The following is a 17,383-nucleotide window of genomic DNA, read 5'->3' on the forward strand; positions in this document are numbered from 1 at the left end:
AACCTTCGCCTTTCATGGAAACGTCATCGAACGGTTAACAAGTTGTAACATTATCCCGGTAGTTTAGCCGCCATGTACCGCTTTTGGGATCTATTACAATGAAACTACATTACCGTTCCATTTGGATATCCGACACGCATCTAGGCACCCGGGGTTGTAAAGCCGAATATTTGCGCGACTTTCTCGATCATACCGAATCCGATTATCTGTATTTGGTCGGCGACATCATCGATTTTTGGAAATTCAAAACCGGCGCTTATTGGCCGATGCTGCACAGCGATATCGTACAGCGTATCATCAATAAAGCGCAAAACGGCACACGGGTCATCTATATTCCGGGCAACCACGACGAAGTATTTCGCAAGCATGCAGGCATGCATTTCAACGGCATCGATATTCAACTGAATGCTGTCCATACCACCGAAGACGGCCGTAAATTTTTGGTTTTACACGGCGATGAATTCGACAGCATCGTTTGTCATAACAAAAGCCTAGCCTATATCGGCGGCGAAGCCTATGAAGTCTTGTTACTGGTCAACCGCTGGTTCAATGCCGTCCGTACTCGATTGGGCTACAAATATTGGTCTTTATCCGCGTTTTTAAAACACAAAGTTAAAAACGTGGTCAGCTTTATGACTAATTATCAGCACATTCTGAGCCTCGAGGCGCAAAAACGCAAAGTGGACGGCATTATTTGCGGCCATATTCATCATGCCGATATTGCTACGATGGAGTTCGGTAAAACTTATTGCAATTGCGGCGATTGGGTCGAAAGCTGCACCGCGCTAACCGAGGACGAGTACGGAACGCTCAGTATCGTACGCTGGCTCGAAGATAGCCATGTATTGCTCGATGATGCCGTCAGCGAAGACACCGGGCTTGCGCAAGCGGCATAATCGGTGCTCAAAAAAACCATTCTCATGTCGGTCGGCGGCACTGTCTTTGTCGCCGGACTTATCCTCTTTCCGTTGCCGGTTCCGCTTGGTCTGCCGACCATGGTCGTGGGCTTGTCGATCATGCTTAAAGCATCGAACAAAATCAAGCGCACCGTCATCAGACTCTTCAAGAAAAACCGCCATAGCTCACACGTCTGGCGCAAGGGTCGCGCTCTACGCCGCAAGGTTCGTTGATGCCATCTCAGTTCGGCGCACCGTCATCAAATCTTAAACAAATCTTCATCTAATTGTCACAGAGTAGCCTTAAGCTTTGCCCTGAATTAAGGAGCTGAACATAAATGGAAAATCGATGATTTTCACCGCCCTACGTTGTCGCGGTCGACGCGCGGGCACCTAACGAGGGCAAGACTATGAAACTGATTTATTCGATTCACAAATGCGATGTGTTCATGTTTACCTGGCTGAATAACGTAAGCATCCACACGCATCTGGTTCGTCTATGCCGTTATATTTCGAAAACCGGCGACGGCATACTTTATGTGTTAGCGGCCGCGTGGCTGTATTGGGAAAGCGGTGCCGAATCGCCGCTGTTTAAAGCCATGGCCCTGGCGTTTCTTATCGAACGTCCGATTTATTTCATTCTTAAAAATAGTTTTAAACGAAATCGTCCGCAAGCGGCATTGGAAAATTTTCGTAGCGTCATTATCCCTTCGGATCAGTTCAGTTTTCCCTCCGGACACACTTCCGCAGCCTTCATGATGGCGACCTTGGTTGGTTTTTTCATGCCGGTCTTATTGATTCCGCTTTATCTATGGGCGGCATCGGTCGGTTTCTCACGCGTGGTACTGGGAGTGCATTTCCCAACCGATACCTTGATGGGCGCCGCAATAGGCGTCGGCACGGCAATTTTCAGCTTGGATTACTTATTATCACTATGAAGATATTTTATGGAGTACAAGGCACCGGTAACGGACACATTACTCGGGCCAGAGTCATGGCGAAAGAACTTTACGCCCAAGGTTTTGAGGTTACGTTTCAATTCAGCGGCCGTTCCGCCGACAAATATTTCGACATGGAAGTGTTCAACGGTTATCAGCTTAAAGAAGGACTAACCTTCAACACCGAAAAAGGGCAAGTCAATTACCTCAAAACCGCGCTACAGGCGCGGCCGATTCGTTTCATTCGGGATGTCAATACTCTGGATTTAAAGGGTTACGATTTGGTCATCAGCGACTTCGAGCCTGTGACGGCCTGGGCCGCTAAAAAGCAAAAAGTTCCGGTACTCGGTATCGGCCATCAGTATGCATTCAACCATAAAATTCCTAAGACCGGCTCGGATCCGATCGCCGACCAAGTGATGAAATATTTCGCTCCGGCCGACCAAGGCATCGGCTTGCATTGGCATCATTTCGGTCAACCGATCCTGCCGCCGATCATCGAAACACCGGAATTTCCGAAATCGATCGTCAACAATAAAATCATCGTCTATTTGCCGTTCGAAGATCAAAGCGAAGTCATAAAGTATTTGTGCCCGTTCGAAAATTTCGAATTTCATATTTACGCGCCGCAACCGGTCGAATCAAGATATCCTCATATTCTGTGCAAGCCGCTATCGCGTGACGGATTTCAAAAAGACTTATACGACAGCGCCGGCATCATAAGCAATGCCGGTTTCGAGCTGGCCAGCGAATCGCTGCAACTCGGCAAAAAAATTCTCGCCAAACCACTGCACGCGCAAATGGAACAAATTTCCAACGCCGCAGCGCTCGAACAACTCGGCTATGGCCATACGATGTTCAACATGGATGTCGCCGTCATTGAAAATTGGCTGCATAATCCGCATGCAGTACACATCACCTACCCGAATGTCGCCAAAATTATTGTGCAATGGATCAAAGACGGCATGCCGCAAATGGACATGAAATTTACCGAAGCGGTATGGGATAGCGTTGACGTATTGCAGATCAAGCGGCTTGCGGATATTTGATGACCCGCGCCTTTCTGTCGCTCAATTCGCATCGGCCAATTTGAAAAAAGCAAAAAGAAGCAAAAAAGGGGTCGGGTTAAATTAATAATTCAACCCGACCCCTTTTTGTTATCGTCGATGCCATTGACGCTCGGCAGCCGATGGCGTTGATCGAAGCTTTGGCGTTTTGACTTCGACGCCTTCAACTGGCTATTCGAACTTCTCGACCTCGATAATCGCGCTGGGGATCGCTCCCACAACGGAGTAAGGAGGCATTAATCGTTTTGGTGCGCGATATGTACACGCCTCATTGAAAAACACATGCTAGGTGGCTGTGTTTCCGGCTCCCGAAATGGTATTAAGGGTCTTTACAGTGACCAAGTTTGATGGGGCTTTATTCAACGTTGAAAATCGCGCCCCGCAATCATCGCTTCGACATAGCCGGTTCTGATTACAAAGTCGCCGAAACGTTCGCCGGCTTGGCGGTCGTCGGCATAATGCTGCAGTAAAGGTGCTAATTCAGCCAGAATCTGCTCCTCATTGATATTTTCCCGATACAGCTTATTCAGTCGTTGACCTTCGAACCCGGCGCCTAAATACAGATTATATTTGCCCGGCGCCTTGCCGACTAGGCCGATTTCACCGAGAAAAGGACGGGCACAGCCGTTTGGGCAGCCGGTCATGCGCAGTAAAATGGGGTCGTTCTCCAGGCCAAACTGTTGCAGTAGCGGCTCCAGTTTGTCGAGGAAAGCCGGCAGATAACGTTCGCTTTCGGCCATTGCCAGGCTGCAGGTCGGAAAGGCGACACAGGCCATCGCATTCAAGCGTAACGCGCTTTGCTGTCCCGGTTCTATAAAACCGTATTGGCGCAGCAGCGATTCGATTACCGGCTTATTGTGATCGCTGACCTTGCCGATGATCAGGTTTTGGTTTGGTGAAATCCGAAAGTCGCCGTCATGGACCTTGGCGATTTCGCGCAGCCCGGTCATGACGGGCATATCGTCGTCGGCGATACGGCCGTTCTGGATGAACACGGTGTAATCCCAGGTGTCGTTAATGCCCTTGATCCAACCGTAGCGGTCGCCCGAATATTCGAACCTGTATTCTCTCGGCGCTTCCAATTGCCAGCCCAGGCGACGATTCAATTCGAATTTGAACCAGTCGATGCCGCGGTCGTCTATGGTGTATTTCAGACGCGCATGCTTGCGGTTGGTTCTATTGCCGAAATCGCGCTGGATCTTGACGATTTCTTCGGCGACTTGCAGTGTCTTATGCTTGGGGCAGTAGCCGATCACGTCGGCCAAACGCGGATAGGTGTTCGGCTCTCCGTGGGTCAGGCTCATGCCGCCGCCGACCGTGACATTGAAACCGACCAGGCGGTCGTTCTCGGCAATTGCAATGAAGCCTAGATCGTTGGCGAAGATATCGACATCGTTGGCGGGCGGTACCGCGATTGCGGTCTTGAATTTACGCGGCAAATAATGTTTTCCGTAGATCGGTTCCTCGTCTTGTCGGCTGGAATCGATCAGCTTTTCGTCCAACCAGATTTCATGGTAGGCGGTCGTTCTCGGAGTCAGATGATCGTTGATGCGGCGGGCATATTCGTAGGCTTCCCCGTGCAGCCGGGATTGTTCCGGCACCGGGCTGCACATGACATTGCGGTTGACGTCGCCGCAGGCGGCGATGGTGTCGAGCAGCGAGGCGTTGATTTCGGCGATACTGCGTTTCAGGTCGCGTTTAAGGATGCCGTGGAACTGCAGCGCCTGGCGCGTGGTCAAGCGTATGCTGTCGTTGCACCAGGTGGTGGCGATACGGTCCATCTCCAGCCACTGCGCCGGCGTGCAAATGCCTCCGGCGACTCGGACCCGAACCATGAATTGATAATGCGGCTCCAGCTTTTGCTTGCGCCGCTCGTCGCGCAGGTCGCGGTCGTCCTGCTGATAAATGCCGTGAAACTTGGATAGTTGGGTATCGCTATCGGTCAGCGCGCCGGTCAACGGGTTATTCAGGCTTTCCACCAGGCTGCCGCGCAGATAATTGCTGGCATCCTTGATGCGTTCCACTTCGACCCGTTTGTTCAATTCTTCCTCAGACACGTTGGTCATGTTTGTATCCTCGTTAATAAATATCACGCTGATAGCGTTTTTCTTTCTGTAAGGTTTTCACATAGTGTTCCGCCGCATCGCGGTTCATGCCGCCTTCACGTTCGACCAGACCCAGCAGGGTTTCGTGCACGTCGCGAGCCATGTGTTTTTCGTCGCCGCAGACATAAAGATAAGCACCTTCCTGCAGCCAGGCATATAAGTCGCGGCTGTATTCCTGCATGCGCTGTTGCACATAGACTTTCTCGGCCTGGTCGCGGGAAAAGGCGACGTTCATCCGCGTTAGCAAGCCGCTTTTTAGATAACGCAGCCATTCGCTTTGATAGAGAAAGTCGGTCATGAAATGCTGATCGCCGAAAAACAGCCAGTTCTTGCCGTTGGCGCCGACGGCCTCGCGTTCCTCGACGAAGGCGCGGAACGGCGCGATACCGGTGCCCGGGCCGATCATGACGATCGGCGCACTGGGGTCGCTCGGCAGTTTGAAATTTTTGTTGTGATCGACATAGACCGGTATCGTAGTTTCCGAACCGATACGGTCGGCCAGGAAGGTCGAGCAGACGCCATGACGGCGGCGGCCGTGACTTTGATAGCGGACCGTTGCAACGGTCAAATGCACTTCATCGGGATGTTGTTTCAGGCTTGAGGCGATTGAATAGAGACGCGGCGGCAATTTGCGCAGACTATCGATGAAATCTTGCGGATTCAAATCGTCGCAGGGAAAATCGGTGATCAAATCGATGATTTCGCGGCCATATAAATAGTCGGCCAGGTCTTGCTTATGCGCCTCGTCAAACAGACCTTCCAACTTGGGGTTGCCGTTTAGAGCGGCATATTTCTGCAGTATCGGCCGGGTCAAGGTCGTGATTTCATAGTCGCAAAGTAGGGCTTCATACAATGAACGATCTTTTCCGTCGCTGCTGACCGCGTCATCCCCGTTAAAATGCAGGATTTCGAGCAGTTCTTCGACTAGCTCCGGAGCATTGCTAGGATAGATACCTAAGGCATCGCCGGGTTCATAGCTTAAACCGGAACCCTCCAGCGACAATTCATAGTGATGGGTTTCCTTGTTCGAGCCGCGCCCGTTCAACACGATGTCATCCAACAGCACGGCCGGAAATGGATTTTTGCGTGAATACGGAGATATTGCGGCGGTATTAGCCGTGGCCGGCGTCAGGCCCGTTTCCTCAGAGACACTCAGCGTGCGCTGGCTTAATACGTTCAGCACCGAAGTCATCCAGTCTTCCGCCGCCGTCTCGTAATCGACATCGCAATCGGCCCGCTCGAACAGCCGGGTGGCGCCAAGTTCTTCCAGGCGTTGATCGAAATCGGCGCCGGTTTTGCAGAAAAATTCATAACTGGTATCGCCCAACGCCAGCACGGCGAATTGGGTGTGTTTTAATGACGGCGCCCGTTTGCTGAACAAAAAGTCATAGAGATCTCGAGCATTATCGGGTGGATCGCCTTCGCCATAGGTGCTTACGATTACCAGCAAATACTTTTCAGTCTTCAGTTGCGGCGCCTTATAATCGCCCATGTCCTTGATCACGGTTCGCAGCCCGCGTTCGGCGGCTAAGTCATGGACTTGTTCGGCCAGCTCTTCGCAGTTGCCGGTTTGCGAACCGACCAGAATGGTGATTTCGTCGGCTGTTGCCTCATGGGCGGTGGTGCTTACCGCCGATGACAATTGCGCGGTCAGATAACCGGCTACCCAGGCTTTTTGTTCCGACGTTAACAGGGATGAAAACTGCCGGAACAACCGATAACGTTCCTCGTCTAACGGCGTTTGAGTTTGTTCGGGGAAGGTATTACGCATAAATATTTTCCTTATACAGTAGGGCTGAATAGTTTTTAACTATTGAAAAGTCCCATGTCTACCGACAAAAATCTATCAACCTAAAAAGAGCAGTTGAGAGCCAGAAACTGCCGTTCGCCCTGAGCCCTTCGGCTGCGCTCAGGAGAGCCCTGTCGAAGGGTGAGGGCTGGTTTGAGGCTTCACCAAGCCGGTGAAAGTGTTGTAGACCCTTCATGCTTCGACTTGGCTCAGCACGAACGGTCTACAACACATGCCAACTGCTCTGTTCAGGGTCAACGTTTGGCCCTGATTAAACAGATTCAGTTTTAAGTCGGACGCTAATAACCAAGTATTTTACTCAGCAATTATCATTAAAGCTAGTTTCCGTCCGTTGAGAACATTAATCCAGCTTCCGCTCGGTATAATTAGCTTTGATTTATTGGCCGTCGTGGTATAGATGAAGCAAGGTTTGGCGATTTTTCGGGACAAATAATGACGACACCACAATTCTCAACGAAAGTTAGATGTTTCCATGATGGCGACTGCCCTCTATGCAAAGCCGAAGTTAAGGCGATGAAAAGACTCGATCGAGACGGCGCGATTGAATGGGTTGATATAGTCCGCGACCAGGCAGCTCTCGATAGCGCCGGAATCAGTTATAAACAGGCGATGGACCGTATCCATGTCATCGACGAAAACAGGCAGTTGCAAACCGGGGCGCGAGCATTCTTGGTTCTGTGGAAGCGTTTGCCCTATTATCGCCGGTTGGCTGTCTTGGTCGAAACACTTCCTGGACTCTTACCTCTGATGGAATGCGCTTACCGCCTATTCGCCTATTATCGTCTGCCGTTGACCGGAAAACGGCGCATCGACGAAAAAAATTAATTCAACCTGACCCCTTTTTCTCTACCTTTTTCTCCTTAAGCACCGAATCCCTCCCTAGATCAAACCATTGAGGCTTGTATTAACATTGGTGGGGACGCCATGGTACGCGTAGCGTACATACCTACAGTCTTTTCGGCATTCGCATAGTATTAATTTCAACTATTAACGCGAACATAGCACCAACTTTGAGATTATAAGGAATAATCCAATGAAAGCATTTCTGTCACATTGATCTATCGACAAAGAAATTGTTAGGGAAGTAGCGAACCAACAGGGGCGACTCAACTGCATCTTCGATGAAAGAAGCTTCGATAGTGGCATGGAGTTTCAAAATTCGATCGAAGAAAAGCTTGCACTATCAAAAGCTTTTATATTTTTCGCAACTAGAGACTCGTTAGATTCTCATTGGTGTAACTTTGAACTTAACCAAGTCTTTTATTCAAAACTAAAGGGAGCGCTTAAGCGTTCAATTGTATTTATTTTAAATGACGAAGTTGAAGTTGGTGAGCTGCCTAGTTGGCTGATATCAGCTTATGTTTCGGGCAAAGTCACTTATGAGCTTAAGCGTTAGTAAACAGTTAACAAGTCAATAAACTACGCGCCTGCGGCGCCGGACGTGCTAAAAAGCACGCCGGTTATTTCGGGTGTTATGGCTTATCGACCTTCTCGCGTGAAAGAGCCAAATCATAAACTTCATTTCGATTTCTTTTTCCGACGGCAAGGACAGTGACAGTGACGGTAGTATCTGATACTGAATAGACTAGCCGATATCCAAGTTGACGCAGTTTGATTTTGTAAAGGTTTGTTCCTCCGCTAACTGCTGCAGAAGGAACCTGTGGACTGGAAAGCCGCTCTTTGAGTTTTTTAGCGAAAAGTTCCCGTACATTGGGACCGAGCTTTTTCCATTCTTTCAGGGCACTTTTCTTAAATGCTAACTCATAGATCATCCAGGTTAACCTTAATGCTTTCTTCGTCCATGCGGCCCCTGGCAATTTCCAGTAGCTCTTTATCTTCTATAAGGTCCATCATAGCTTCATAGGCTTTGGTGGGGATACAATAAAACACAGGCTCATTCCTGTTAAGCACGGCAATGGGCATGCCTTCTCCGCTGGCTACGACCTTCATGGGGTTGGCTTTTAGTTCGGAGATGCTGGCAGCCACGTCAGTAAGGATTTGATGCGTCATGGAGATACCTTGGGTTAATTATCATGAGGCCAAATATTAGCCCTGGTAATAGGTCTTGTAAAGCCATAACAATCAATTGCACGCGGCCAGCAAAGCTGGCGCGTGAATACGATCGTTAAAGATGGATTTATTCTGTTCCTCTTGATAATGAGCTATTGAATTGCCGTTCCTTTTGTCTATACTTGTACAACTTAATGATCAAGTGAGGCAAGTATGAAAGTCGTTACCTACACCCATGCACGCAATGCTCTCAAGTCTATATTGGATGAGGTAGTACAAGATGCTGACGTTACCATTATCAGTCGTCGTGATGCAGAGGGTGATGCAGTGGTGATGTCGCTGGATAGCTACAACAGCATCATGGAGACATTGCACCTGACTAGTAATCCAGCGAACGCGGCGGCATTAGCCAGAGCCATCGCACAAGACAAAGCGGGACAGGCGCAAGAACATCAATTACACCCTAGTGATTAATCATGCGTGTCATTCTATTTGTTCCCGATGCATGGGAGGATTATCTGTACTGGCAACATCAGGATAACAAAACGCTCAAGCGGTTAAACCTCTTGATTACAGCCTCCGCGCGCGATCCGTTTACCGGAATCGGAAAGCCCGAACCGCTACGTGGCGATTTATCCGGTTACTGGTCACGACGCATAGATGATACAAACCGCCTGGTATATCGGGCAACCGATACAGAGTTAGTCATTATCGCTTGCCGTTTTCATTACGAGAGCCGTCATTAACTTTCCTGATTAGCAAGATGCTTCAGCTTGCCGAAGTCAACTGTCCGAGTAGTGGCCAGTCGTAGCCACTTCTAAAAAAGGGGTCAGGTTAAATTGATAATTCAAATCGTCCCTTTTCTACCAGCAATTCCCAATTTGAGGATAAAAAAGGGTGCGGGGTGTGCTTGGCGAGGATGTCGGCGGCAGGGAGCCGCCGTCAAGCCCCCATGGATGGGTCTACGGCGTTCCTCGACAGGCATACCCCGCACCCTAAACACGGCGAAACTTCTTAGACTGGGAATTGCTGCTTTTCTACAGGTTATCCGTTTCTCCAGATAATATTGCGATGGTTTCTCTATGACTGAATGACTGAATAAACGCTAAATTGGCTTCTATCGCTCAAAGTGTTCTCACCCTTAGTAGCGCTTCGCCATATCGCGCAATGGCACGGCTTTGATTTTACCCGCGTTTCCTGCCGAGCCGAACGCTTCGAAGCGCGATTGGCAGAGCGCTTGCATTGCATCCCTGGCCGACTGATATATCTTGCGAGAATCCAGCTCCGATGCGTTTGCCGGATCGGCAATATAGCGGCGAATCGCGCCCGTGGAGGCCATACGCAGGTCGGTGTCGATATTAATCTTGCGGACGCCGTATTTTATGCCTTCGACGATTTCATCGACCGGCACGCCATAGGTTTGCGGAATGTCGCCGCCGTATTCGTTGATGACTTTCAGCCAGTCTTGCGGCACCGAGCTCGAACCGTGCATGACGAAGTGGGTATTCGGCAAGCGCTGTTGCAGTTCGCGCAAACGGCTGATCACCAAGACCTCGCCGGTCGGCGGTTTGCTGAATTTATAGGCGCCATGGCTGGTGCCGATGGCTACCGCCAACGCATCGACTTGGGTTTGTTCGACGAATTCGACCGCTTCTTCGGGGTCGGTCAACAAGCGATTCTTCGCCTGTCCCGTTTTGTTTTCCAAAGACCCCAGGCAGCCGATTTCGCCTTCCACGGACACGCCGCAGGCATGCGCCATCTTGACGACGGTGCGCGTCACGTCGACGTTATAGTCGAAAGAGGCCGGCGTTTTCATATCTTCCAGCAAGGAGCCGTCCATCATCACCGAGCTGAAGCCAGATTGGATCGCCTGGGCGCAGATGTCCGGGGATGGTGCATGATCCCGGTGCATGACAACTGGAATGTGCGGGTATTGTTCGACGGTAGCCATGATCAAATGACGCAAGAACACTTCTCCGGCATAGCGGTTGGCGCCTGCCGAGCCTTGCATGATAACGGGACTGTCGCAGGCATCGGCCGCCTGCATGATGGCCTGGACCTGCTCCATGTTGCTGACGTTGAATGCGGGAATGCCGAAGCCGTGTTCGGCGGCATAATCCAGCAGTTGTCGTAATGAGACCAAAGCCATGAGCGGTTCTCCTTCCTTTTTTAATTTAACGGTATTTCTCTGACAATGAAATTTGATACCGTCAAAAGTACCGCCAAAATTGACGGTATGCAATAAGGCACAAAAAAGCCCGCTAAGCTAAAAGCTTGCGGGCTTTATGAAAAATAGGTTCGAGGCCATCGCTTGGTGCTGGGGCCTGTCTCGAAGTCGCTATATTCGCCATATAAAACAATATGATGCAATCTCGTATTTTTTTGATACCCCTAAAAAGTACCCCCAGTTAATAAGCCCTTACCTAGTTTTCACACTTGCTTACGATCGCTTCAACGGGGGAAAAATGGGGTTTCACTTTCACCTTTGTTTTTTTCGGGGGAACCGGCGGAACCGCCATAAAGCCGCCGCAAGTTCTCTATGTATCCTTTCGGCATAGGTTCGGCCTTATCGTGTATTCTGTGTCTGGGTTTGCGTCTACTCATGCTTCGACCTCATAAAGTGAAAGTATCATTCTCGGCATTGCTCCGGGGTTTTTGCGCTCCCATTCGTCCCAATCCGCTGCTTGGTGCGGGCACGGTTGCAAATAGTCGTCCAAAAAATCACGATAGCAACCAGGGTTAGAGCATGACGCAATCAGAACGCTTTTATTTCGACTGTACGCCTCAAGGATCGCTGCCTTGGTTCCGGCATCCACCGCCATTATCCTTAAAAAAATCGCGCCGCCGTCCGTGTTCGCTTTGGCTTTCCGGCATTCTCCCGGCCTGCATTCACAAGGATTTTTACAGATGAACCAACTTGCCGCTTTTAACGGGTTAGGCTTTAAGCCTCGCTCTAGCCTGTTTAGCCTCGCTCTAAGCCTCACAGCCAGCCACCAACGCACAAATGACTATAACCTGCTCGGGTTCCGCGCCGTTCCGATCCGTCCACGCTTTCACCTGCTCATCAATGCTCGGCCCGCCTTCGGTTTCGGCCACGATAGCAACGCGGGGTTGTCGGTAGCCTATAACCTCTATCCGTTTCGTGATTTTGTTTAACCTTGCCTTGATACTCATTCGCCCGCCTTTTTCATTTGTACTTTGCGCGGAGCCCATCTTGATAAATCGATAGGAGGCTTAGGCTTCGGCAATGTTGAGGTAAAAATTCCACTGCTCGACCTGAAAGGCTTAGGCGCGGGCCAATAGCCATGCCGCCTTAATGATTCCTCGGTGAATGGTATTATCGGCCCGGTGTACTTTGTCATCGTTACTTCTTGCCTTCTTTTGCCAGCCGTTCAAGTTCTTCAAGCCGCTGTTCGATCTCGGTTTGTTGATGAATGTCGGCAACCATTTTTAGAATCTGCGCCAGTGTTCGCGCGTCGTTCGGCGGGATAGCGTCAGCATTCCCGAAAAAACGACGAGCAAGCCGGTAAATACTGCGCATTTCAGCGCCGATGGCCTTAGCATTGGTCAGCGGGCTTATTCGTTGTTTTCGCGTCTTTTTTGCCGTCATTTTTTCGGGTTTCAGCGGAACTTAAGCGGCTTCGCGGGCGCGTATTGGTGAGGCCATAACGCTTTTTTCTTCGATCATATCGATAAATACCCTTTCCTCGGCAAGAACGCTTAACAGGTTTGACTCCTGCCACGAATAGCCGGTATTCCTAAAAATGTTATCGCGCTCGACCGGATTAAAACCGGACTTATCCAGCAAGGACAACAAAACTCGCGCCGCCTCCGTCCACAAGGACTCGGACATTTGGTTATAAATGTCGATTGCGTAACACTCGGCAAAGAATGACATAAAAGTGTAGTCGGCTTTCACTTTGCCGTATTGGGCATCATTCAAGCCGGATAATGAAGCCGGCGCGCGAACGATAGCCAACGCCTCAATCGTGCTGATTCCTTTGAACAGGGCTTTTTTGATCGCGTTTTCATCGGCTCGATACATTGACCTAATTTCCTGATCGATCGCTATTTCATGCGCGGTCGGTTCCGGCAAGGGGAATAGGTCGATAAGCCGCTTAAGCCGCTTCGATGCGTCAGTCAATGCGCCTATCTCGCGACTATGCGCCTTGATGCGTAAATCAACGAATTCGGCAATGCGCTTGCTCGACATTTCTAACGACCCCTGTCTTGAGTAACGCTGATCCGCTTGAATTTTTACGATCTCATCTCCCAACGCTTTTGCGGCATCGTGCAGCGTGCTGAAAGCGGCCCTTGCTTTTGTCCGGTTGGAGTTAAGCTCGTCTATCGTGTCGTTGAGTTCCGAAATTTTGCGCTTGTATCCCTGCGCCGTGAGTTCGCGGAATGTGTTGTTGTCGGTCAATGGCCGCTCGTGCTGATTGAATCGGCCCGGCCATGGGGCAAGCATGGTTAGCGTATTGGCGATATGGGCATGCATCGGCATTGATGCATCTTGAATATCGTCTGTTTCGTCGTTCAGGTTAAGCACATAGGCTTGCTGTTTTGAGAATTTCATCTAATTAACCTCGAAAGTTTGAATTTCGGGGTTATTTATACGCTAAAAAGGTAGACTTTGGAATAAGTAAAAACACAACAAGTTGTTTTTATGATATTTAAATGACACAAGATATTGTGTTTTTAAGTGGTGTGGTGTCGATTGCGCCCCGGGGCGCAAGACTTTTTTCGACTTCGTTACCCCTCGCGCGCGTGGTGTCGATGCTTTGAGTAGCCAATTGGCTACTAAAATTCCCGTTACCCATCGCGCGCGTGGTGTCGATGAGCTTGTGTCCCATGGGACACAAAGAAATACCTGTTACCCCTCGCGCGCGTGGTGTCGATGGCATGCTCAAAAATGGAACCAACTCAAACAAAAATGATTGTAAACAATAAAGCAACAACCGATTCTCTAGCATGATTCCGTGCCAACTCGACGCAAGCAAGTAAATATAAGACTTTAAGGCAGGCACGAATATTGGTATAGGTGCTGTTTCGTTTAGTGAAACAATAGAATTTTGCCCCTGTTTGGATTGCCGGCACATACTGCCTGTGCTGTTGCAGTATGGTCGAATGTCGTAATCGTCAGAACGGCTCACTCTTGATAACGTCGAATTCTTTAAGCTGGTAAATCGTGAGCCGCTTTTTAAAGGTCGAATACCCGAACGGGTGCCTATCGACAATATCTACAACCACTGCTTTAGTTTTGCCGGGATAAGGTCGTCTTGCTCTGCCGATGGATTGAATAAGCCTTGTTGCTGCCGGTGTCTCTTTCTCGATTGACGCGCTAACCGGAACCGCGAATACAACGCAGCCCACATGAGGCCAGTTGATACCCTCGGAAAGCAACGAAAGCGTCCCAACAATAAGTCGGTGATTGGGCGCATCCTTCATGCGCTGTTCGCGGTCCTTTTTGGGTAGCTGCCCATGAATCAATAAAACTTCCTCGCCTTCATCCTCGAACAGTTCGAACAATCGTTCTGCGTGTTCGATTGTTCCGGTCATGACAACAACCGATGTATCAACGGTCAATTCGATAGCCTCATCGACAATTAACTGATTACGCCCCTGATCCTCGGCCAGAACGGATAAGAACTCCTGCCACGAATCGACCATGCAATCGAACTCAATATGAATTACCCGGACCTCTACCGGCAATACAGCGCCTTCAACTTCGCCTTGATCGATCTCCGCGATAATCTCTCCCACGGCGGCAAAAATCATAAATTCTAGATCGTCCCGCCTCTGTGGTGTGGCGGATAATCCGAAACGATACTTGGCTGGAAGCTGATTGATCGTATTGAATGCCTGCCTTGCCGGTAAATTGTGGCATTCGTCAGCCAGTACAAGCCCGTAACTCATCCCGCTTAAATCACGATTGGAAAGCGTTTGCATCAATCCCACGGTGAACTGATCTCCTTCGGAACTCTTGCCGCCACCAATCAATCCGGCATCCAATCCGGTGAACTCTTTAATGGCCTCGATCCATTGCGCCGCCAAATCTTTTGATTTGACCAGGATCAAGCAACGCTGCCCCAATCTTGACGCAAGCTCGATTCCCATTGTTGTCTTTCCTGCGCCGGTCGGCGCCACTAAAACTCCTTGTTGGTGTTCCAGGACTTCATCCAGGGCGCGCTTCTGATAATCGCGCAACTCGATAATGGTTCTAATCTCAACCGGGTGAACTGTTCGGCGGTCGTCAATCTCGATACTGTCACGAAGTCGAACGCCCCTTGGCACCATAAGGCCGTTGTCGGTTTCGTCGTACAGCCTCAAATTTCGGGGGGTATTTCCGGCATATCGGCCTTGGTTTCTTGCCTCCATGTATGCCGGGTTTGGATAGGTTAGTTTTTCTTTACATGCCTCAACGATGTTGTCGGGCATATCGATTAATTCAATTTTTGAATGGATGATTGCTTTCATAATCTGTTGTCTGTTTGTGGTAACAAGGTGTGCGTATCAGGTGTGCGTTACATGCGTTACACTTCTAAAGAAGTGTGTAACGCAACGCAACGCCCGTTACACCCGTTACAATGTAACGTTTTGTAACGTAACGTAACGCCTGTAACGCCTTAAAAAATACGCCATGCGAAATTGTCATATTCAACGGTAAGACCTTGATTTAAAAGCTTATTTCTTACTCTCCAGAATGTTGTTCGTTTTGCTTTTTCGGTGCCTCCGTCAACGACGATAACCTTGTAAGATTTGGCCCTCCAGTGTTCGATATTAACCACCTTCTGATTGCGCCAACCTGTCCGGCCTGGACCGGCAAATTTCGCCTTGATTTCGCCGGTAGGTTCGACGCCGTGTTTGTCGATCGCTTCGCTTAGAGCTGTCAAAACGGCATCATCTCGAGCAGACAATTTTCGTTTTTTCAATTCCGGCTTGGCTTCGCCGTCGAAATTGAGATACGCGCTCGTTAACGGTTCGCCTTCTTCGTCACGCCAATCAAGAGGAACCACGTTAAAGCAAAACTTGATTGGCTTTGGCGGCTCAAAGTCTTTTGCCTTGTTGCAGGAAAGAACGACGTATTCATCTAATTTGACCGCGCTATATTCCGCATCCATCGCCGCGCGGATCGCTGAACTACCGCGCCCTCGGTCTTTTTCTCCGTGTCCACTATGGTGGACAATCAGAACGGCGCAACCAAGCGGCTTAATGTGGTTGTCCAAATTTGAAACAAGCTGCCCGATATCCTTGGCGCTGTTTTCGTCGCCGACCATGTTTCGGTGCATCGTATCAATGACGACTAAGCCGGGGTTTGGGCAAATCGCTTTGATACTCTCCGCAACCCACGCCGCATTCTGAGCATCGGCAAAATTGCCCGGTTGCTCGCTTATAAAAAGCTGTTCCGGTGTGTTCATTCCGTACTTTGATTCAAGCGCCTTGAGCCTTCGCGCCAGCCCTGCAAAACCTTCGCCAGCAATAATAACAACGGGGGCTTGCTTCACCTTTTGACCGTTCCAGGCAATGCCCGCCGCAACACAAAAAGACCAATCAAGCGCAATCAGTGATTTTCCGCTTGCGGGGGGGCCAAATAAAAGGTTTATGCTGGCTCGCTCGATGTAACCTTTGACCGCCCAATCAAGCGGTTTCGGTTCGCTGGTCAGCTTTGATGCTCGATGGAGTTTAAACTTCGGCGGCTCATCGATCTCTATTTGAATCAAGCCCGGCTCGACGACTTCAACACTCTCAAAAATATCGCCGTTCACGCCGCCGCCCTCCGTTTCGGCTCAATAACAACGAGCGGCCTACTAAGGTCAAACAACACAACCTTAACGGCGCCGGCCTCGAGCAGAAGCCGCGCCAGTTTAAAAAGCGTTTCGTGTGGCTCGGGTTCGCCACACGTCCAAATTTGACAATACCGGCCCGAAACCGGCCACTGATAAGCCGCTGGGTCATCTTTGGGGGGAAGTACGAGCTTTGGCGTTCTAGGCAGCCTCGTCTTGCTCCTTGCGACCTGCCAAGCGTTTACGCCGGTGTAAATGATACAGTCGTCGGTGTGCGCGTAACTGTTCATATTCCGCGCGTATGGGGGAAGTTTTTTGCTCATTTAGCAAACTCCATTTTGCCGGGTGTGCGCGTTCCATCCAATCGGGTTATAATTGCCCTTGGTGGGTGATGGAACGCGCAAAAGCCCGGCTTGATTGATTAATCAGCCGGGCTTTTTATTGCCCGTCTTTTGTGTGGCCGCGCGTTCAATTTGCCGCCTGTCCAGCTCCGCCCGTGCTTCGTCCGATACGAACACAGAAGCCGATACCGATCTTAGGGAGTCGTGAAGCCCCCAAAGGATGCAAGCAAGGTCTTTATCTCCCGGCTTTGAAATCGTCTCATCGGCCGATAGAACACACGCCAACGAATTTAGCGTTTCGGCCACGTTGTCACAGTGCATGGTTGCGGCTTCGCCTAAATTGGTGAGCCATTGAAGCTGGTCATCGGGTAATTGCTCTTTGGCGTGGTCGAATAGAACAGTAAGCGCGTTTCCTGAATGGCATATCATGGC

Annotated in this window: 19 protein-coding genes; 9 read left to right on the forward strand and 10 right to left on the reverse strand. The window is 50.0% G+C overall.

Annotated elements, in window-relative coordinates:
- Nucleotides 1–98: 98 nt before the first annotated feature.
- The 4 genes from METBU_RS24485 to METBU_RS0116760 all read left to right on the forward strand — a co-directional run bounded on the left by METBU_RS24485 (nucleotide 99) and on the right by METBU_RS0116760 (nucleotide 2,883).
- Nucleotides 99–896, forward strand: coding sequence for a UDP-2,3-diacylglucosamine diphosphatase (locus tag METBU_RS24485; RefSeq protein ID WP_017841720.1), 798 nt, complete (start codon nucleotides 99–101; stop codon nucleotides 894–896).
- 3 nt (nucleotides 897–899) lie between these two features.
- Nucleotides 900–1,130 (forward strand): hypothetical protein, encoded by a 231-nt coding sequence (locus METBU_RS0116750; RefSeq protein ID WP_017841721.1) that lies wholly within the window; start codon nucleotides 900–902, stop codon nucleotides 1,128–1,130.
- Between the two features lie 176 nt (nucleotides 1,131–1,306).
- Nucleotides 1,307–1,834, forward strand: coding sequence for a phosphatase PAP2 family protein (locus METBU_RS0116755; protein WP_017841722.1), 528 nt, complete (start codon nucleotides 1,307–1,309; stop codon nucleotides 1,832–1,834).
- Entirely contained in the window at nucleotides 1,831–2,883 is a 1,053-nt protein-coding gene (locus METBU_RS0116760) for an MJ1255/VC2487 family glycosyltransferase (RefSeq protein WP_017841723.1), read from the forward strand. The genes METBU_RS0116755 and METBU_RS0116760 overlap by 4 nt, the downstream gene beginning before the upstream one ends.
- A gap of 377 nt (nucleotides 2,884–3,260) precedes the next feature.
- Here METBU_RS0116760 and cysI read toward each other — a convergent pair whose 3' ends face one another.
- Nucleotides 3,261–4,967: an assimilatory sulfite reductase (NADPH) hemoprotein subunit gene (gene cysI / locus METBU_RS0116765; RefSeq protein WP_017841724.1), complete on the reverse strand. Its 1,707-nt coding sequence runs from the start codon at nucleotides 4,965–4,967 to the stop codon at nucleotides 3,261–3,263.
- A gap of 13 nt (nucleotides 4,968–4,980) precedes the next feature.
- Nucleotides 4,981–6,777, reverse strand: a complete 1,797-nt coding sequence (locus tag METBU_RS0116770) for an assimilatory sulfite reductase (NADPH) flavoprotein subunit (RefSeq protein WP_017841725.1) — start codon at nucleotides 6,775–6,777, stop codon at nucleotides 4,981–4,983.
- Between the two features lie 471 nt (nucleotides 6,778–7,248).
- On the opposite strand from METBU_RS0116770, the gene METBU_RS24490 reads away from it, so the two are divergent.
- A complete protein-coding gene (locus METBU_RS24490) occupies nucleotides 7,249–7,641 on the forward strand; it encodes a thiol-disulfide oxidoreductase DCC family protein (protein ID WP_051056250.1) in 393 nt (130 codons plus the stop codon).
- Between the two features lie 247 nt (nucleotides 7,642–7,888).
- Nucleotides 7,889–8,212 carry a toll/interleukin-1 receptor domain-containing protein gene (locus METBU_RS0116780; protein WP_268869781.1) on the forward strand — a complete coding sequence of 108 codons (324 nt, stop codon included), beginning with the start codon at nucleotides 7,889–7,891 and terminating at the stop codon, nucleotides 8,210–8,212.
- Between the two features lie 76 nt (nucleotides 8,213–8,288).
- Here METBU_RS0116780 and METBU_RS0116785 read toward each other — a convergent pair whose 3' ends face one another.
- A complete protein-coding gene (locus METBU_RS0116785) occupies nucleotides 8,289–8,588 on the reverse strand; it encodes a type II toxin-antitoxin system RelE family toxin (protein WP_017841728.1) in 300 nt (99 codons plus the stop codon).
- Entirely contained in the window at nucleotides 8,578–8,826 is a 249-nt protein-coding gene (locus METBU_RS0116790; protein ID WP_017841729.1) for a type II toxin-antitoxin system Phd/YefM family antitoxin, read from the reverse strand. The genes METBU_RS0116785 and METBU_RS0116790 overlap by 11 nt, the downstream gene beginning before the upstream one ends.
- Before the next feature lie 213 nt (nucleotides 8,827–9,039).
- Between METBU_RS0116790 and METBU_RS0116795 the strand changes: the two genes are divergently transcribed.
- Both METBU_RS0116795 and METBU_RS0116800 read left to right on the forward strand, forming a co-directional pair.
- On the forward strand, nucleotides 9,040–9,300 hold the full coding sequence (locus METBU_RS0116795; protein WP_017841730.1) for a type II toxin-antitoxin system Phd/YefM family antitoxin: 261 nt from the start codon (nucleotides 9,040–9,042) through the stop codon (nucleotides 9,298–9,300).
- Between the two features lie 2 nt (nucleotides 9,301–9,302).
- Nucleotides 9,303–9,572 carry a Txe/YoeB family addiction module toxin gene (locus METBU_RS0116800; RefSeq protein ID WP_017841731.1) on the forward strand — a complete coding sequence of 90 codons (270 nt, stop codon included), beginning with the start codon at nucleotides 9,303–9,305 and terminating at the stop codon, nucleotides 9,570–9,572.
- Nucleotides 9,573–9,967: 395 nt separating this feature from the next.
- Here METBU_RS0116800 and fba read toward each other — a convergent pair whose 3' ends face one another.
- Nucleotides 9,968–10,975 (reverse strand): class II fructose-bisphosphate aldolase, encoded by a 1,008-nt coding sequence (gene fba / locus METBU_RS0116805; RefSeq protein WP_026130284.1) that lies wholly within the window; start codon nucleotides 10,973–10,975, stop codon nucleotides 9,968–9,970.
- A 650-nt stretch (nucleotides 10,976–11,625) separates the two neighbouring features.
- Between fba and METBU_RS27640 the strand changes: the two genes are divergently transcribed.
- Nucleotides 11,626–11,982 (forward strand): hypothetical protein, encoded by a 357-nt coding sequence (locus METBU_RS27640; protein ID WP_138767251.1) that lies wholly within the window; start codon nucleotides 11,626–11,628, stop codon nucleotides 11,980–11,982.
- 208 nt (nucleotides 11,983–12,190) lie between these two features.
- On the opposite strand, the gene METBU_RS0116820 is transcribed toward METBU_RS27640, so the two are convergent.
- The 5 genes from METBU_RS0116820 to METBU_RS0116845 all read right to left on the reverse strand — a co-directional run bounded on the left by METBU_RS0116820 (nucleotide 12,191) and on the right by METBU_RS0116845 (nucleotide 17,380).
- Nucleotides 12,191–12,436: a hypothetical protein gene (locus METBU_RS0116820; RefSeq protein ID WP_017841735.1), complete on the reverse strand. Its 246-nt coding sequence runs from the start codon at nucleotides 12,434–12,436 to the stop codon at nucleotides 12,191–12,193.
- A 21-nt stretch (nucleotides 12,437–12,457) separates the two neighbouring features.
- A complete protein-coding gene (locus METBU_RS0116825) occupies nucleotides 12,458–13,402 on the reverse strand; it encodes a hypothetical protein (RefSeq protein WP_017841736.1) in 945 nt (314 codons plus the stop codon).
- A 563-nt stretch (nucleotides 13,403–13,965) separates the two neighbouring features.
- The gene (locus tag METBU_RS0116830; RefSeq protein ID WP_017841737.1) at nucleotides 13,966–15,303 is read right to left on the reverse strand and encodes a DEAD/DEAH box helicase; all 1,338 of its coding nucleotides are present in this window, start codon (nucleotides 15,301–15,303) and stop codon (nucleotides 13,966–13,968) included.
- 149 nt (nucleotides 15,304–15,452) lie between these two features.
- Nucleotides 15,453–16,592: an AAA family ATPase gene (locus tag METBU_RS0116835; protein WP_017841738.1), complete on the reverse strand. Its 1,140-nt coding sequence runs from the start codon at nucleotides 16,590–16,592 to the stop codon at nucleotides 15,453–15,455.
- Nucleotides 16,593–17,035: 443 nt separating this feature from the next.
- Nucleotides 17,036–17,380 (reverse strand): hypothetical protein, encoded by a 345-nt coding sequence (locus tag METBU_RS0116845; RefSeq protein ID WP_017841740.1) that lies wholly within the window; start codon nucleotides 17,378–17,380, stop codon nucleotides 17,036–17,038.
- Nucleotides 17,381–17,383: the final 3 nt, after the last annotated feature.

It is taken from the genome of Methylotuvimicrobium buryatense 5G, assembly GCF_000341735.1.
Taxonomy (GTDB): domain Bacteria; phylum Pseudomonadota; class Gammaproteobacteria; order Methylococcales; family Methylomonadaceae; genus Methylotuvimicrobium; species Methylotuvimicrobium buryatense.

Excerpts from the sequence above, each read along its gene's own strand:
- fba (WP_026130284.1), bottom strand. The coding sequence starts at position 10,975 with ATGGCTTTGGTCTCATTACGACAACTGCTGGATTATGCCGCCGAACAC.
- METBU_RS0116760 (WP_017841723.1), top strand. The coding sequence starts at position 1,831 with ATGAAGATATTTTATGGAGTACAAGGCACCGGTAACGGACACATTACT.
- METBU_RS24490 (WP_051056250.1), top strand. The coding sequence starts at position 7,249 with ATGACGACACCACAATTCTCAACGAAAGTTAGATGTTTCCATGATGGC.
- cysI (WP_017841724.1), bottom strand. The coding sequence starts at position 4,967 with ATGACCAACGTGTCTGAGGAAGAATTGAACAAACGGGTCGAAGTGGAA.
- METBU_RS0116800 (WP_017841731.1), top strand. The coding sequence starts at position 9,303 with ATGCGTGTCATTCTATTTGTTCCCGATGCATGGGAGGATTATCTGTAC.
- METBU_RS0116825 (WP_017841736.1), bottom strand. The coding sequence starts at position 13,402 with ATGAAATTCTCAAAACAGCAAGCCTATGTGCTTAACCTGAACGACGAA.
- METBU_RS0116770 (WP_017841725.1), bottom strand. The coding sequence starts at position 6,777 with ATGCGTAATACCTTCCCCGAACAAACTCAAACGCCGTTAGACGAGGAA.
- METBU_RS0116755 (WP_017841722.1), top strand. The coding sequence starts at position 1,307 with ATGAAACTGATTTATTCGATTCACAAATGCGATGTGTTCATGTTTACC.
- METBU_RS0116845 (WP_017841740.1), bottom strand. The coding sequence starts at position 17,380 with ATGATATGCCATTCAGGAAACGCGCTTACTGTTCTATTCGACCACGCC.
- METBU_RS0116790 (WP_017841729.1), bottom strand. The coding sequence starts at position 8,826 with ATGACGCATCAAATCCTTACTGACGTGGCTGCCAGCATCTCCGAACTA.
- METBU_RS0116785 (WP_017841728.1), bottom strand. The coding sequence starts at position 8,588 with ATGATCTATGAGTTAGCATTTAAGAAAAGTGCCCTGAAAGAATGGAAA.
- METBU_RS24485 (WP_017841720.1), top strand. The coding sequence starts at position 99 with ATGAAACTACATTACCGTTCCATTTGGATATCCGACACGCATCTAGGC.
- METBU_RS0116820 (WP_017841735.1), bottom strand. The coding sequence starts at position 12,436 with ATGACGGCAAAAAAGACGCGAAAACAACGAATAAGCCCGCTGACCAAT.
- METBU_RS0116795 (WP_017841730.1), top strand. The coding sequence starts at position 9,040 with ATGAAAGTCGTTACCTACACCCATGCACGCAATGCTCTCAAGTCTATA.
- METBU_RS0116830 (WP_017841737.1), bottom strand. The coding sequence starts at position 15,303 with ATGAAAGCAATCATCCATTCAAAAATTGAATTAATCGATATGCCCGAC.